6 protein-coding genes are annotated in these 17,110 nt (G+C 70.9%); 1 reads left to right on the top strand and 5 read right to left on the bottom strand.

The window, feature by feature from the left end:
• Positions 1 to 2 precede the first annotated feature (2 nt).
• Genes G6N32_RS19695 through pks2 form a run of 3 tightly spaced genes read right to left on the bottom strand, consistent with a single transcriptional unit; the run spans position 3 to position 8,025 of the window.
• Positions 3 to 959: a metal-dependent hydrolase gene (locus tag G6N32_RS19695; protein WP_115321474.1), complete on the bottom strand. Its 957-nt coding sequence runs from the start codon at positions 957 to 959 to the stop codon at positions 3 to 5.
• A gap of 4 nt (positions 960 to 963) precedes the next feature.
• Positions 964 to 1,638 carry a methyltransferase family protein gene (locus G6N32_RS19690; RefSeq protein WP_115321473.1) on the bottom strand — a complete coding sequence of 225 codons (675 nt, stop codon included), beginning with the start codon at positions 1,636 to 1,638 and terminating at the stop codon, positions 964 to 966.
• A gap of 36 nt (positions 1,639 to 1,674) precedes the next feature.
• Complete coding sequence (gene pks2, locus G6N32_RS19685; RefSeq protein WP_115321472.1) at positions 1,675 to 8,025, bottom strand: sulfolipid-1 biosynthesis phthioceranic/hydroxyphthioceranic acid synthase; 6,351 nt, start codon at positions 8,023 to 8,025, stop codon at positions 1,675 to 1,677.
• Between the two features lie 276 nt (positions 8,026 to 8,301).
• Between pks2 and G6N32_RS19680 the strand changes: the two genes are divergently transcribed.
• A complete protein-coding gene (locus G6N32_RS19680) occupies positions 8,302 to 10,065 on the top strand; it encodes an AMP-binding protein (protein ID WP_115321471.1) in 1,764 nt (587 codons plus the stop codon).
• A gap of 4 nt (positions 10,066 to 10,069) precedes the next feature.
• Here the strand turns inward: G6N32_RS19680 and G6N32_RS29140 are convergent, their stop codons facing one another.
• Together G6N32_RS29140 and G6N32_RS29135 are read right to left on the bottom strand one after the other, a co-directional pair.
• Positions 10,070 to 11,419: a PGRS repeat-containing protein gene (locus G6N32_RS29140; RefSeq protein ID WP_163789345.1), complete on the bottom strand. Its 1,350-nt coding sequence runs from the start codon at positions 11,417 to 11,419 to the stop codon at positions 10,070 to 10,072.
• Positions 11,420 to 11,628: 209 nt separating this feature from the next.
• A complete protein-coding gene (locus tag G6N32_RS29135) occupies positions 11,629 to 16,980 on the bottom strand; it encodes a PGRS repeat-containing protein (RefSeq protein WP_163789343.1) in 5,352 nt (1,783 codons plus the stop codon).
• Positions 16,981 to 17,110 lie beyond the last annotated feature (130 nt).

Below are 17,110 nucleotides of genomic sequence, written 5' to 3'. Positions count from 1 at the left end.
TGCTATTTCTGTGACGCCTCGTCGTAGCCGGCGCTCGTGTACCACTGCGTCACGTCGTAGCCGGCGTCGTAGCGGGTCAGCCATTCCTTCGCGAGAGCAGGCATCTTCGACTTGGCGGGCTTGTGGCCCGGAATCTGGCTGCGCATGACGCCCAGCGCGGCGACCGCTTGCTCCCGCAGCGGGATGTGCGGGTAGAACTTCTGGATCGGTCCGTAGTCGGGGACATCGAGTGTGCAGAACTTCTGCAATAGCGGGAAGCGCACTGCAAGAGTTGTTTTCAGCCCCGGACTGCCGAACATCGAGGTCGCGTCGACCTTGCGCACGTCGAGCGGGATGAGTTTGTTGAAGTTCCTGGTGATCGACACCATTGCCGCCCCGCCGTGCTGGAACACCGACGGTGCCACCCGCATGCGGTACCAAGGTTCTCCGACGACTGCGTCGTAGATGATCAGCGCCGAGCTGCGGTGTTCAATCTCTTCGACGAAGTGCCACAGGAATAGTGAGGCCACTCGGTCGTCTCCGGGTGCGAACAAGGTGTCGGCGTGGTTGAGCATCATCGTGAAGGTCGGCGTGAACGTCGCCTCCAGATCGGCGATATAGGCCAACCGATACTTCACCGGGGTGGTGACGGTCAGGTCGTCGTACACCGCCATCACGTCGTCGAGAGCCTCTTGCAGCGCCGGATACGCCTTGATCAGACCTTTGGCATGTTGGCGATGGGCCATGCTGTGCTGGCCCTCCTGGCGGACGAACGCCAGAGCCTCCTCCGCGACCGCGGGATCGGTGATATCCGGCAACACCTCGTGGACCGTCGCGCTGATCATCTTCTCGATGGCCAGGAACATGAACGACAGCATGTTGCCCGCGCAGGAGAACGCCGGATCGGACGGATTCCAGTTGAACGGGACGGGACGTTCGGCGAAGGCGAATCGCAGCTTTCGCACGATGAGATCGGTCATCTGTTCACCACATGTAGGGAATCAGTCGGGACCGGACCTTCTGGGTGTACTCGCGATATCCGTCCAACTCGTCACCGAGCAACTTCTCCTCGTCGTGGATGCGGGTGGCGAGTGCGGCAATTCCCGGCATGACGAAGGCCAGCGCCCAGAAGGAGCCGACAGCCAACGGCAGGCCGACGAGAATCAGGACGTTGCCGGTGTACATCGGGTGTCGCACCAGTCCGTAGAGGCCGGTGCTGACCACGTGCTGGCCTGCCTCCACCTGGACGGTTGTGGACGCGTACGTGTTCTGGATGGCGACCAGCACCGTGACGACCAACCCCGCGCCGGCCAGTGCGCTACCGATGACGCACAGCGCGGCCGGCACCGCAGACCAGCCGAAGCGATGGTCCAGACCACCGACCACGCAGATCGCCACCAGCGAGCCGTAGAGGCCGAGCATCACCATCTTCTGCACGGTTCGGCCCTCGGCGACCGGGCCGCTCTTCATCCTACGTTGTAGGACAACAGGGTTCGTTATCTGCAGGTAGATGCTGGGCACCCAGGCGGTCACTGCGAAAACCGCCAAGAACACCCACGCCTGCCAGTAGTCGAGGGTGCCTGCGGACACGAACAGCAACAGTCCGATCGCGACGAGCTGACCGAGGCCGAGTGCGGCCACTCTGAGAACGGCGTTCACTATCCTCCCAAGAATCCTGTCCTGTAACGCCTACCGCTACGCCGACGCGTCACTGTTGGACGGCGCCAGCCTCTCGCACAGCAGCTCCGCCAGTCCGCGAATGGTGCCGACGGCGAGGTCGCTCGGCGTCAAGCGCACTCCTGTCTCGGTTTCGATGCGGGTGCGCAACTCCAGAGCGCCCAGGGAGTCCACCCCGTATTCGGACAGCGGCCGGTCCGGATCGATGCTGCGCCGCAGGATCAGGCTCACCTGATCGGAGATCAGATGCCGCAGCCGGGCGGGCCACTGGTCGCGCGGCAACTCACTGAGCTCGGCTCGCAATCGGCTTGTGCCGGTGGAGCCGTGGCCGGTGATCTTGAAAGCCTCCGCGAACGGGGTGCGCTGGGCGAAGGCGGTCAGCCAGGTGTTGTCGACCGTCGGCGCGTACCCGGTGTAGGCACGGTCGTGGCGTAGCAGCACATCGAGTGCGTACGCCCCTTCGTCGGGAGCGATGGCACCGGCGGTGTCGGCGAGCTTCGTGCCGCGGCCGATCCGACTCCAGGCGCCCCAGGCGATGGCGGTTGCCGGCAGTCCCTGAGACCGCCGCCACCGAGTGAACGCGTCGAGCCAACTGTTGGCGGCGGCGTAAGCGCCTTGGCCGGGCGAACCGACCAGTGCGGCGGCTGAGGAGAAGGAGCAGAACCAGTCGAGCGGCTGATCGGCGGTCGCGGCATGCAGGTTCCACGCACCGTAGGCCTTTGGCGCCCAGTCGCGTTCGATGAGATCGTCGGTTATGTTGGCCAGGGTGGCGTCATCGATCACCGCCGCGGCGTGCAACACACCACGGACCGGCAGACCGGTGGCGGTCGCGGCTTCTACCATTTTCTGCGCGGTGGCGGGATCGGCGATGTCACCACAGTGCACCACCACGTCGGCGCCCATCGCCCGGATCAGCTCGATCGTCTCGAGCGACTTCAACGTCGGCTGCGAGCGGGAGGTCAGCACGATGCGCCCACAGCCGGCGATGGCCATCTTCTCCGCGAGGAACAGGCCCAGCCCGCCCAGACCGCCGGTGACCAGGTAGGCGCCGTCGTTGCGGAACGGCGTCACCTGCTCGGCCGGCACGATGGCTCTGCTCGTTCCCGTCTGAGGGATGTCGAGCAGGAGCTTACCGGTGTGCTGCGCCGCGCCCATCACGCGGATAGCGGTGGCGGCTTCGGCCAGCGGGTACTCGGCGTACTGCGCAGGTGGCAGATCGCCCTCTGCGACAAGCTGATTCACCGTCCGCAGCAACTCACCCACCCGCTGGGGATGGCTGAGTGACATCAGGGCGAGGTCGACGTAGTAGAACGTGAGATTCCGGCGGAACGGGAACAGTCCCAGCCGGGTGTTGCCGTAGACGTCGCGCTTGCCGATTTCGACGAAGCGGCCGCCGACGGCGAGCAATTCCAATCCGGCCCGCTGCGCGGCGCCGGTCAGCGAGTTGAGGACGACGTCCACACCGTAGCCGTCGGTGTCCCGGCGGATCTGCTCGGCGAAGGCGGTGCTGCGGGAATCGTAGACATGCTCGATTCCCATGTCGCGCAGCATCTGTCGCCGTTCTTCGCTGCCCGCGGTGGCGAAGATCTCGGCGCCCGCGGCCCGCGCGACACCGATGGCGGCCTGGCCCACGCCGCCGGTCGCGGAGTGGATCAGCACGCGGTCAGCGGCGGTGATGCGGGCTTGATCGTGCAGTCCGTACCAGGCGGTGGCCGTCGCGGTGGCCACCGCGACGGCCTGGTGATCGGTCAGTCCCGGCGGAAGCGTCGCGGCCAGCCTGGCATCGCAGGTTACGAACGTCCCCCAACAGCCGTTCGCGGAGAACCCGCTGACCCGGTCGCCGACACGATGGTCGATGACGTCAGGCCCAACCGCGGTGACCACGCCGGCGAAATCCATGCCCAGTTCCGGCAACGCGCCCTCGATCGCGGGGAACAGCCCCATGGCGACAAGGACGTCGGCGAAGTTGATGCTGGACACGCCAACAGCGACCTCGATCTGCCCCGGTCCGGGCGTGACGCGTTCATAGGCGACCAGCTCCAGTGTTTCCAGATCCCCGGGCGTGCGGATCTGCAGGCGAACGCCGTCGAACTCGTTGTCCGCCAGGGTGATATGCCGGTCATCGGGGGCAAGCGGGCTGGGCATCATCCGCGCGGTATACCACTGGCCGCCTCGCCAGGCGGTCTCATCTTCGTCGGACCCGCTGAACAGATGCCGAACGAGATGTTCGGCATCGGCGGCGTCGTCGACATCGATGTGGGTGGTACGCAGATGCGGATGCTCGGCACCGATAACCCGCACCAAGCCACGCAGGCCGCCCTGCTCCAGATTGGGTGTGTCCTCGGCCAGCACGGTCTGCGCAGCGTGGGTCACCACGAACAGGTGCGGCAACTGCGTCGGAGTCTGCAACAGTTCGCGGGTGATACGAACCAGATGCCCGACGTATTCGCCACCCCGCGACGCGAAATCGGCCCCACCGAGCCCTGTTTCACCTGGTCCATTGAGGATCACCATCCCCGTGACCTGTCCAGAGCGCAGGTTGTCGGCCAGCTGTCCGGCGTGGACCGGGTGATCGGCGGATCCCGGCCAGCACATGGTGGTGCACTGCGCGCCTTCGCGTTTCAGTGCGTCGGCCAACGAGGCCGTGAGCGCGGTCGGCGTTGCGGTGGTACTGACCAGCAGCCAGGTTCCTGCGTCGACGTGAGGTGGTTCAGGTAGCTGCCGCGGGTGCCACTCGATGGTCAGCAACCGCTCGCTGAGCAACCGATCTTGTTGAGCTTCCTCAGATTCGCCTGTGCCGCATCGTAGTCCGTGCACGCGGAGCAATACTGCGCCGTCCTCGTCGAGCACATCGAGGTCGGCCTCGATCTCGGACGAGTCGACGCGAGTGATACGGACGTGGCAGTAGCGGGCGGTGCGGGTGGCGGAGTACAGCCGCAGCCGCCGCACGCCGAGGGCCAGCCCCAGTGCACCGTCGCCGGTGGCTTGGATCTGCGGGCTGGCCGCGACCGCCTGGAAGCAGGCATCGAGAAGCGCTGGGTGCACGCCGTACGCACTCTGTTGTGAGCGGATCTTGCTGGGCAGCACGACCTCGGCCACGACGGTGTCTGTTGCCTCCGCGCCGGTGTGCACGGCGCTGAGACCGCTGAAGGCCGGGCCGTACTGAACACCACGCTGATCCATGCCCGCGCGCACCTCGGTCCCGTCCGTCCGATGCGGATGCAGGGCGAGTAGTGCGTCGATGTCATAGGCGGTGGGGTGCTCGCCGCCGGCCGTCTTCAGGGTTGCGCTGGCCCGACGTACCTGCGCGCCGCCTTCCTCGGACTCGACGATGAACTCGACCACGCCGGGGGAGGACACCGTCGCCGAGGCGCCGACGGTGGTCTGCTGATCGAGCAACAGGGCCTGCTCGAAACGGATGTCGTGGACCTCGGCGGCATCGCCCAGCACGGTATGCGCGGCGCTCAGGGCCATTTCGCAGTACGCCGCCCCGGGCAACAGAGGCACGTCGCGGATCGAGTGGTCGGCCAGCCAGGGTTGGGCCTCGGTGCCGACCTCGGCCTGCCACACATGGCGCTCGGGTTCCTCCTGCAGTCGTACGTGCGGGCCGAGCAGCGGGTGTACCGCTATCGAGTGACCGCCGTGCGCAGGGGTGTCCTTGTCGCCGTGCTCCAACCAGAGCCGGCGCCGCGTCCAGGTCGGCAGTGGAGCGTCCACCAGTTGACCGGTCGGATACGGCACGGCGAAATCAATTGCCGCACCGGCACTGTGGAGTCCGGCCAGCAGATCGCGCAAGCCGTTCGGCTGGGCCTGCTCACGCCGCATGGCAGCAAAGGTGGCAACCGGAGTGTCCAACGTGCCGGCGGCGCGCTCGATCGCGTGGGTGAGCATCGGATGTGGCGACATCTCTGCGAACACCCGGTAGCCGTCTTCCAAGGCGGCCCGCACCGCAGCGGCGAACCGGACCGTGTTGCGAAGGTTCTTCACCCAGTACTTGTTGTTACACACCGGCTCCTCGCGCGGGTCGAAGCCCGTCGCGGAGTAGAAGGGAATCTCTGGCGTCCGCGGCGTGATCTCGGCCAGGACCTGTGTGAGTTCATCGAGAATCGGATCGACGAGGGGAGAGTGCGCTGCCACGTCGATCAGCGCCTGACGCACCATCACGTCGCGTTCTTCCCAGGTCGCCATCAACTCGCGCACGGTCGCTGCCGCACCGCTGACCACCGTGGACTCGGGGGCGGCGACGACGCCGACCACGACATCCTTGATGCCGCCTAGGGTCAGCTCCGAAAGTACCTGCTTGGCAGGCAGTTCCACCGATGCCATGATCCCGGCCCCCGCGATTCCCGCCATCAGCAGCGCGCGACGGCAGACCACCCGCACACCGTCCTCGAGAGACAGCGCCCCGCAGACCACCGCGGCGGCGACCTCACCCATCGAATATCCGATGACCGCGCCTGGACGCGCACCGTAGGCAGCCATGGTCGCCGCCAGCGCGACCTGCACGGCGAACACGGTCGGCTGGAGGTGGGCGTCACCGCTCACCACGTCCGCTGCCGTCATCGCGGCGGTTACCGAGAACCCGGACTCCTCGGCGACCAGCGGCTCGATCTGCGCAATCGTCGCGGCGAAAACCGGTTCGGTGGCCAGCAATTCGGTGCCCATGCGGGCCCACTGCGATCCCTGTCCGGAAAACACCCATACCGGTCCGCGCTCGCCGTGTCCCAGTTCGGCCGGATAGGGCGCATCGCCATCGGCCACCCCACGCAGCGCTCTGGTCAATTCCGGTCGGGTGCGGGCTGTCACCGCGGTCCGCACCGGGCGGTGCGCGCGACGGCGGGCCAACGTGTACGCCAGATCGGGCAAGGCGACGTCGTCATGGGTTTGCACCCACTGGCCGAGGCGGCCCGCGGTGCGGCGGAGCTGCTCTGCGGAGGTCGACGACACCGGGAAGAGAAGCGCGACGGGTGTGACGCTGTCGTCCTCCCCGACGTTCGGCCGGCTCTGGGGGAGAGGAGCTTGTTCGACGATGGCATGCACGTTGGTGCCGGACACCCCGTACGACGACACAGCCGCACGCCGCGGATGTAGGCCGCTGGTGGGCCACTGCGTCGTCTCCTGCGGCACGAAGAGTTTCGTCGGGATGCGGGCCAGGTCGTCGGGCAGGCGGGTGAAGTGCAGATTGCGCGGAACCGCACCGTGCTGCACAGCCAGAATCGCTTTGATCAGACCGACGGCACCGGACGCCGATTGCGAATGACCGGCGTTGGTCTTCACCGAGCCCAGTGCGCAGGGCTCGGAGGTGCCGTACACCGCGCTCAAGCTGGCGAACTCGATCGGATCACCGACCGGTGTGCCGGGTCCGTGCGCCTCGATCATGCCGATGCTGTCTGCGTCGACGTCGGCAGCAGCCAGCGCGGTCCGGTACACCGCGGCCTGGGCAGCGGCGGAGGGGGTGGAGATGTTCACGGTGTGGCCGTCGTGGTTGGCGGCCGTACCGCGGATGACGGCGAGGATCCGGTCGCCGTCGCGCAGCGCATCCGGCAATCGCTTGAGCAGCACCATCGCACAGGCTTCGCCGGCGACATAGCCATCGGCTGCGACGTCGAAGGCGCGGCAGCGTCCGGTCGGGGATAGGTGACCCGCTGCCGTCCCAGCCAGATATTTGCGCGGGTCCAGCATCACGTACGCGCCCCCGGCGAACACCAGGTCGCTTTCACCCTCGCTCAGGCTGCGGCATCCCATATGCACTGCGAGCAGGCCGGACGAACACGCGGTGTCGACGGCCAGTGCGGGACCGCGGAGTCCGAGCGTGTAGGCGATGCGGCCGGCCGCCATGCTGAAGGTGTTTCCGGCGAATCCGTACGGCCCCTCCATGGCGTCGGAATCGGCCGATACCGTTTGGTAGTCGGCATGGGTCAATCCGGTGAAGACACCGGTCAGCGAGTCCTTGAGCTTGTCCGGTGTGAGCCCGGCGTGCTCCATGGCCTCCCAGGCGGTCTCCAACAGCAAGCGGTGCTGCGGATCGATCGCCGCGGCCTCATCTTCGTTGATGCCGAAGAATTCCGAATCGAAGCCGGCGACATCGTCGAGGAATGCGCCCCACTTCGATGCCGTTCGACCTGGCACACCGGCTTCGGGGTCGTAGTACTCGTCGTTGTCCCAGCGATCGCGAGGGACTTCGGTGACCAGGTCGTCGCCCCGCAGCAACGCCTCCCACAGCTGCTCAGGGGACTCGATACCACCGGGGAGTCGGCAGGCCATGCCGATGACGGCGATCGGCGTGGGCGATGTGGCGTTCACAGCGGCCGAGGGATCCGCCGGGTCTGAACAACCTGTCCGGTCATCGATCGCACCGAATGAAACCATCCCGTCTCTCCACAGCAACGAAAACTGCGGACCGGTCCGTTGCTGACTCACCGCCGGTTCCCCCGAACCCGGGCAAGGCAATTATTGACGCAGACGCAGCGTTGCGGGTCAAGTTTGCTTGATTCGCAACTATCCGCAGCGGCAGACCGACGAGTCGAGCCGTTGCGCAGGTGCCTTCGGCGCCCGCTTAGCGACGGTACGGGGTACTTGACGCAAGCGTCACTCAAATCCCGGTTCAAAGGTATCGGGACAACGGCCTTTGATAGCTTGCTTCGCGTGACACAGGCGATCGAGGCTTCTCTTCCGGCTCTGCTGCGCGAGCGAGCAAGTATGCAGCCGGACGACACGGCGTACACCTTTATCGACTATGACCAGGACTGGGCCGGCGTCCCGATCAGCCTGACGTGGCCGCAGTTGTATCGCCGGGTCACCAATATGGCCCGTGAGCTCCGGCTGACCGCCGCGGCCGGCGACCGAGCGATGATCATCGCGCCGCAGGGGCTGGAGTACATCGTCGCTTTCCTCGGTGCGCTACACGCCGGAGTGATTCCCGTCCCGCTGTCGGTCCCGATGGGGGGTGTCACCGACGAGCGGGTCGAATCGGTACTCCGCGACGCCTCGCCTGTTGCTGTTCTCACCACTTCCGCGGTGGTAGCCGAAGTCGCTCGCAGCGTGACGCCGGAATCGGGGCAGCCGGCGCCCGCGATCATCGAAGTCGATCGGCTCGACCTGGACGCCCCGCCGCAGTCCGGTGGCGGAATGTACGAGGACGGCAGTCCCCACGACACCGCCTATTTGCAGTACACGTCGGGCTCGACGCGTTCGCCGGCCGGCGTGATGATCTCGTACACGAATCTCCTGACGAACCTGCAGCAGATCACCACCGACTACTCGCGGCATGCCGGCATCACTCCGCCGGACTTGACGTTCGTCTCGTGGCTGCCGTTCTTCCACGACCTCGGATTGATCCTGGGAGTGTGCTCGCCGATCGTGCTGGGGACCAGCGCGGTGCTGACCAGCCCGGCGTCGTTCCTGGTGCGGCCCGCGCGCTGGATGCAGTTGCTGGCCACCAATCCGTGCCCGTTCACTGCGGCACCGAACTTCGCGTTCGATCTGGCGACGCGCAAGACGTCCGACGAAGACATGGCCGGACTCGACCTCGGCGGTGTGCACACCATCCAAAGCGGCGCCGAACGCGTCCAGCCGGCGACGATCAAGCGGTTTACCGACCGGTTCGCTCGGTTCAACCTGAACGAGAACGTGATCCAGCCGTCCTACGGCATGGCCGAGGCGACGCTCTACATGTCGACACCCAAGCCCGAAGACCCGATCAAGGTCGTCCACTTCGACTCCGACGCGCTGACCGCCGGCGAGGCCAAGCGGGTCAGCGGTGCCGAGGGGACGCCGTTGATCAGCTACGACGGCCCCATCAGTGCTCGCTCACCGATCTTGCGGATAGTCGACCCGGAGACCCATTCGGAGGTTCCCGAAGGCAAGACCGGCGAGATCTGGTGCCACGGCGACAACGTCAGCGCCGGCTACTGGGAGAAGCCCGAGGAGACGGCGCGCACGTTCGGCGCGACGATCGTCTCGCCATCGGAGGGCACGCCCGTCGGACCGTGGCTCCGGACCGGCGACGTGGGCTTCATCTCCGAGGGCGAGTTGTTCGTCGTGGGCCGCATCAAGGACATCCTGATCATCTACGGCCGCAACCATGCCCCCGACGACATCGAGGCGACGGTCACCGAGGTCACCGGCGGCCGCTGTGTCGCGGTCGCTGTTCCCGACGACTCCGTCGAAAAGCTGGTCGTGGTGATGGAGATCAGGAAGCGTGGCGACACCGAGGCAGAGGTCGCGGAGAAGCTCGAGGCCATCAAACGCGATGTGACGGTGGCGATTTCGAATACGCACGGCATCGCAGTCGCGGATCTCGTGCTGGTGGGCCCCGGTTCCATCCCGGTCACCACAAGCGGCAAGGTCCGGCGACAGCTGTCGAAGGACCTCTACCAGCGCAACCAGTTCACCCGGGTGGACGCCTAACGCCTTACGGCAATCCAGGGCTGCCGTCTGCTCCGCCGGTCGCCGTCCCATTGGCCGCGACGGCGATGCCACCGGTGCCACCTGCCCCGCCGGCTGTTGTCCCGCCGCCGCCGTTGCCGCCCTTGCCGCCGATGGAGTTCCCGAGGCTGTAGTTGTACGCGATCCCGCCCTGGCCGCCGGCGCCACCGGTGGTCGTGCCGGTCCCGCCGGCACCGCCCTGCCCACCGACCGCATTGCCGGGGGAGACGACGCCGGGAATCAGCGTCGCGACCGACAAGAGGTAGTCCCACAACGGATCGCTCGAGAGGTCAGCCGTGCCGCCTGCGCCGCCGTTGCCGCCTGCTCCGCTGGTGCCGGTTCCGCCTGCGCCGCCGTTCCCGCCGTACACGCTCCCGGGGTGGTAAACGCCGGTGAAGTAACCGAATCCGAAGCTGACGACAGCGCCGCCTGCGCCGCCGTTGCCACCCGTTTGGCCGTCCCCGCCTGTGCCGCCGTTGCCGCCGGCGCCGCCGATCAGACCGCCGCTCCCGCCCGCGCCGCCGTCGCCGCCGACTCCGGCGGTGTTGGCTCCGCCTGCGCCGCCGTTACCGCCGACGCCGAACAACAGGGCGGACCCGCCTGCGCCGCCGGTTCCGCCGTTCGCGCCGTCGCCGCCGTTGCCGCCGTTACCGATCAGGCCGCCGGCTCCGCCATTGCCGCCCGTGCAGCCGGCACTGTTGGTGCAGGTCGCGCCGGTCCAGGTGTAACCCTTGCCGCCGCTACCCAGTAACCAGCCGCCGCCCTGCCCGTCCGGGTTCGTCGCGGTGCCATCCGCTCCGTTGCCGATGATCGGACGGCCCTGCCATTCGTTGGTGACGAGGGCGGTAACGATCTCGGGGAAGCTGATCGATACCGTCGGGCCGCCGCCTCCCGTCTGGGCATACGCGACGATCGCGCCGATGATGTCGGTGAGCGTGAGATTCGGTGGGGCGGTGGGCGAGTCCGCCGCGGACGCCGTCAGAGTCGCCGCGGTCCTGGCCGACGTCGCGGTGCCGGATTGCACGACGGATGCGGCCGGCTCGGTCGTAGCGGCCTCGGCGGTGGAGCTCGAGTCGGCAGCCGCTGCGGGCGTCGCCGCCGGCGTTATGCGGCGAGCGGCTGATGTCGACTTTGCAGGGATGGTGCGGTTGCTGGCTCCCGGTTTGACGGTGCCGGTGCGTTTGGGCGCTGTCGTTCGTCCTGTACCGCCGACTTTCGCGCCGGTGCTGCTGTGTGCTGACGACGGGGAATCATCGCTGGGTGAATCGGCGTGGGCCACACCCGTCGCGCCGTTCAGCGCAGCGCAAACGCCGAGGGCGAGGGCGCCAGTGCCCAACCAGATTGATACTTTGCTGTGAAGCGGCTGGGGGGCCGGCCGGCCGACGGTGCGCCGACGGCGAGATCTCGCCGGGTTTGTCGCGCGGTGTCGTGCAGCCATGGTTTGCTCCCATGCTCGCTGATGCGGTAGCGGTCACATGGTAACAACGCGCGATCCTCGCGACGGCAAACTTTCGATCGCCCGGTTGACGGCTGCGTCGTGCGGCGTCAGGTGCCGCCAGCCCCACCAGTCCCGGCGGTGCCACCCGTCCCGCCGGCCCCGCCGTTGACGCCGGTGGGACCACTGCCCGGGTTGCCTGCTCCGCCACCGACGCCGCTCTTGCCGGCACCTGCTCCCGCCCGACCCGCACCGCCGGTGCCGCCACCGCCCCCGGTGCCGCCGGTGCCGCCGGTGCCGCCGGTGCCGCTACCACTACCGGTCCCGCCGGTGCCGCCGGTTCCACCGACCACGCCGTTGCCGCCGACACCACCGGCCCCGGTGGTGCCCCCGTTGCCGCCGGTGCCGCCGGTGCCGGCATTGCCACCGATCCCGCCGCCGCCGCCGCTGCCGTTGCCGCCGCCGGCGTTGCCGCCCTTGCCTCCGACGCCTGCGGTTCCGCCCGTTCCGCCGGCGCCGCCGCTACCGGAGCCCCGCCCGGTTCCGCCACCGCCGCCGGTGCCCGCGGTGTTCGCGTTGCCGCCGGTGCCGCCGGAGCCGCCGTCGGTCCCGACGCCGCCGGCTCCGCCTGCTCCGCCGGTGCCACCGGTCCCGCCCTTGCCGGCCGTATTGGTGCCGATGGTGGTGTTGCCACCCTTGCCGCCGGTTCCGCCGGTGCCGCCGGTTCCGCCCGCGCCGCCCTTGCCGCCGCCGATTCCGCCGATACCGCTACCGCCGGCGCCGCCCTGGCCGGCGGTGCCACCCGTGCCACCGGTGCCGCCCGCGGAGGGATTGGCGCCGTTGGAACCGGTGGTGCCGGTCGCCCCGTTGCCGCCGTTGCCGCCCGTGCCGCCGACACCACCGGTACCGATGCTGCCGTTTGCCCCTCCGTTGGCGCCTGCGCCGGCCGCGCCACTGGTTCCGCCCGTGCCGCCCTTGCCGCCGGTCTGACCGACGCCGCCTGCGGTCGTATTGGTGCCGCCGGTCCCGCCGTTACCGCCGGCGCCGCCGATACCGCCGTTACCGCCGGCGCCGCCACCGACTCCGCCGATACCGCTGCCGCCCGTCCCGCCTTGTCCGGCAGTGCCGCCCGTGCCTCCTGTTCCGCCCGCGGTGGGCGTGGTGCCGGTCGTGCCCGCTGTGCCGGTGCCGCCGACGCCGCCATTGCCGCCCGTGCCGCCCTGGCCACCGGTGCCGGTGCTGCCGTTGGCACCGCCGTTGGTGCCGGTGCCTGCGGCACCGGCGTTGCCTCCGGTGCCGCCCTTGCCGCCCGCGGCTGCGTTGCCGCCGGTCGTGCCGGTGTTGGTGCCTCCGGTGCCGCCCGCACCGCCTTGGCCACCGATGCCGCCCTGTCCGCCCGCGCCGCCGCCGACCCCGCCGATGCCGGCGCCGCCGGTGCCGCCGGTGCCAGCCGCACCGCCCTGGCCGCCCTGGCTGCCCGCCGTCGGAGCTGTCGTGGAGTTGGAGCCGGCTGTTCCCACTCCGCCGACGCCACCGGTTCCGCCGGTGCCGCCGACGCCACCGGTGCCGATGGTGCCGTTGGCGCCGCCGTTGGTGCCGGTGCCCGCGGCGCCGGCGTTGCCGCCGGTGCCGCCTTGGCCGCCGGCTGCACCCTGGCCGCCTGCGGTGGTGTTGGTGCCTCCGGTTCCGCCCCCACCGCCTTGGCCGCCGATACCGCCTTGGCCGCCTGCGCCGCCGCCGACCCCGCCGATGCCCGCGCCGCCGGTGCCGCCGGTACCGGCTGCGCCGCCCTGGCCGCCCTGGCCGCCGGCGGTCGGTGTGGTGCCGGTCGTCCCCGTGGTGCCTGCCCCGCCGACGCCACCATTGCCGCCGAGTCCGCCAGTCCCGCCGGTGCCGATCGTGCCTGCCGCCCCGCCACCGGTTCCCCCGACACCCGCCGCACCGGCATTGCCGCCGGTGCCGCCTTGGCCGCCCGCGGCGCCGGCCCCTCCGGTGCTACCGATGTTGCTGCCACCTAGGCCACCGGTGCCGCCATTACCGGCGACACCGCCCTGGCCGCCTTGGCCGCCACCGGTACCGCCGATACCCGCTCCGCCGGTGCCGCCGGTTCCGCCCGCGCCGCCCGCGCCGCCTTGGCCGCCGGCTGTCGGAGTCGTCGCGGAATTGCTGCCCGATGTTCCCGTCCCGCCGCTGCCGCCTTGGCCGCCGGTACCACCCTTGCCGCCGGTGCCGGTGCTGCCGTTGGCGCCGCCGTGAGTGCCGGTGCCCGCGGCGCCGGCGTTGCCGCCGGTGCCGCCTTGGCCGCCGGCTGCACCCTGGCCGCCTGCGGTGGTGTTGGTGCCTCCGGTTCCACCGGCACCGCCTTGGCCGCCGGTACCGCCTTGGCCGCCTGCGCCGCCGCCGACCCCGCCGATGCCTGCGCCGCCTTGGCCGCCGGTGCCTGCTGCGCCGCCTTGGCCGCCTTGTCCGCCCGCGGTGGGTGTGGTGCCGGTGGTTCCGGTGGTGCCCACTCCGCCGACGCCGCCGGTTCCGCCGGTGCCGCCTTGGCCACCGGTGCCGATGGTGCCGTTGGAGCCGCCGTTGCTGCCGATGCCAGCGGCGCCGGCGTTGCCGCCGGTGCCGCCTTGGCCGCCGGCTGCGCCCTGGCCGCCTGCGGTGGTGTTGGTGCCTCCGGTTCCGCCGGCACCGCCTTGGCCGCCGGTACCGCCTTGGCCGCCTGCGCCGCCGCCGACCCCGCCGATGCCCGCGCCGCCGGTGCCGCCGGTGCCGGCTGCGCCGCCTTGGCCGCCTTGTCCGCCCGCGGTCGGCGTCGCGCCGGTGGTTCCGGTGCTGCCCACTCCGCCCACGCCGCCGGTTCCCCCGGTTCCTCCGACGCCGCCGGTGCCGATCGTGCCTGCCGCGCCGCCACCGGTTCCGCCGACGCCCGCCGCGCCGGCGTTGCCGCCGGTGCCGCCTTGGCCGCCCGCGCCACCCTGGCCGCCTGCCGTGGTATTCGTGCCGCCGATTCCGCCTACGCCACCCTTACCGCCGATGCCGCCTTGGCCGCCCGCGGCGCCGCCCGCTCCACCGATTCCGGCACCGCCGGTGCCGCCTTGACCCGCGGCACCTCCGCTGCCGCCTTGTCCGCCCGCGGTCGGAGTCGCGCCGGACGTGCCGGTGGTGCCCGTGCCACCAGCGCCGCCATTGCCACCGAGGCCGCCGGCCCCCGCACTGCCGATGGTGCCGATGGTGCCGCCGTTGCTGCCTGCGGTGCCGGCCGCGCCAGCGGTGCCGCCGCTGCCGCCCTGTCCGCCTGCGCCGCCGCTGCCGCCGTTGTTGCCGGTATTCGCGCCGCCGTCCCCACCGGTGCCGCCGACGCCCGCGACACCGCCTTGGCCTCCGGTGCCACCACCGGCCCCGCCGATGCCTGCGCCGCCGGTGCCGCCCTGTCCGCCTGCGCCACCCTGGCCGCCCTGACCGCCAGCTGTCGGCGTGGTGCCGGACGTGCCGGTGGTGCCCGTGCCACCGGCCCCGCCCTTTCCGCCGAGGCCGCCGGCCCCCGCACTGCCGATGGTGCCGATGACGCCGCCGCCACTGCCGCCGAGACCGGCTGCGCCGGCGTCTCCACCTTGGCCGCCCTGCCCGCCGGCGCCGCCGCCGCCGCCAGTTGTACCCGTGTTCGAGCCGCCTTGGCCGCCGGTCCCGCCGACGCCGGCGACACCGCCCTGCCCGCCTGCGCCGCCGCCCGCGCCGCCGATGCCAGCGCCGCCCGTGCCGCCCTGTCCGCCTGCGCCGCCCTGGCCGCCTTGGCTGCCCGCGGTGGCCGACGGTCCCGTCGTGCCGGCGGCGCCGACGCCGCCTCCGCCGCCTGCACCGCCGGTTCCACCCGCTCCGCCCGTGCCGATCGCACCTGTCGCACCGCCGCCGCTGCCACCTAGGCCGCCGGCGCCGGCGCTGCCTCCGGTGCCGCCCTGCCCGCCTGCACCGCCGGCGCCGCCGCTGGTACCGGTGTTCGTCCCGCCGGTGCCGCCCGCACCGCCCTTGCCGCCGACACCGCCTTGGCCGCCGGTGCCGCCACCCGCGCCGCCGGTACCGCCTTGCCCGGCCGCGCCGCCCTGGCCGCCCTGACTTCCCGCGGTGGCCGAGCTACCGGTAATGCCTGCGCTGCCGGTTGCGCCGCCACCGCCGTTGCCGCCGAGGCCGCCGGCACCGCCGAGGCCCATGGTGCCGCTTGCACCACCGTTGCTGCCGCCCGCGCCCGCTGCGCCGCCGGCACCACCGGTACCGCCCTGGCCGCCTGCACCGCCGGCGCCGCCGCTGGTGCCGGTGTTGGTGCCACCGAGCCCGCCGGTGCCACCCTTGCCGCCTGCGCCGCCGTTTCCGCCCCGGCCACCTACGATGCCGCCGCCACCTGCACCGCCATTGCCGCCCGCACCGCCGCTGCCACCCGCGCCGCCCTGACCGCCGGCAGAGGGTGCGGTCGCGGAATCGGTGCCGGCCACCCCGACCGCACCGTCAATGCCGTCGCCGCCGTCGCCGCCATCACCTGCGCTGCCCGCGGCTCCGTAGGCGGAGCCGCCCGCGCCGCCGGTGCCGCCTGGCTGGCCCGCACCGCCGCTGGCCCCGCCGCTGCCGCCCTTGCCGCCAGTGGCAAGTCCGCTGGCGAGGGTGTTGTAGGCCATTCCGCCCGTACCGCCGGCCCCGCCGACGGTCGCACCTGCGCCACCGTTTCCGCCGGCAGCGCCGACGGCTGTACCCCAGGGTGCGGGCACTGCACCGTTGAGGGTGAAGTCATAGGGGCCCATGATCGCGGCCCCGCCTTCGCCGCCTGCGCCGCCAGCCCCGATGGTGCCGATTCCGCCCTGGCCGCCGGCCCCGCCGACGGCGTTTCCGAAGCCGTAGCTGTTGGCGATTCCGCCCGCGCCGCCGTTGCCGCCAGTTCCGCCGTTGCCACCCGCGCCGCCGGCCCCGCCCGCCTGCATGGCACCGCCACCCGTGCCGCCGTTGCCGCCGGTGCCGGTGCCGCTGTTGCCACCAGCGCCACCCGAGCCGCCTGCGTTCAGGTATCCGCCTGCGCCGCCGTTGCCCCCGTTGCCGCCGTTGCCGCTCCCCAGTCCGGCTCCGCCGTCCCCGCCGTTGCCGCTACTACCGCCGCCGATCAGCCCGCCCTGGCCGCCGGCGCCGCCGTTGCCGCCGGCCTGGCCGGAGACTGTCGCCGCGCCGCCGGCGCCACCCTGACCCCCTGCTCCGAACCAGAGTGCTGATCCACCATTTCCGCCGGCTTGCCCGGCAGCGCCCGTTCCGCCTCTGCCCCCGTTGCCGACGAGACCCGCCAAACCCCCGTTGCCGCCGGCGATTCCGGAATTGGACGGCGCGGACCATCCGTCACCACCGTTGCCGAACAACCAGCCGCCCGGCTTGCCGTTCGGGCTATCCGCCGTCCCGTCGGCGCCGTTGCCGACCAACGGCCGCCCGGTGAGCACGGTGATCGGATCGACGTTGTCACTCGCCCGCGGTGTCTTCGCGGCGAGCAGGCTGTTCGGTGCCGGCAGTGCCGTCCCTGGAAGAGACAGCGCGTGAACTCTCAGGTGCGGCGAGTTGGCAGGGACGTGC

Origin of the sequence: Mycolicibacterium aichiense (assembly GCF_010726245.1) — a bacterium.
GTDB classification, from domain to species: Bacteria; Actinomycetota; Actinomycetes; order Mycobacteriales; family Mycobacteriaceae; genus Mycobacterium; species Mycobacterium aichiense.
This window is presented reverse-complemented; position numbering and strand designations above follow the sequence as displayed.

Excerpts from the sequence above, each read along its gene's own strand:
- G6N32_RS19695 (WP_115321474.1), bottom strand. The coding sequence starts at position 959 with ATGACCGATCTCATCGTGCGAAAGCTGCGATTCGCCTTCGCCGAACGT.
- pks2 (WP_115321472.1), bottom strand. The coding sequence starts at position 8,025 with ATGGTTTCATTCGGTGCGATCGATGACCGGACAGGTTGTTCAGACCCG.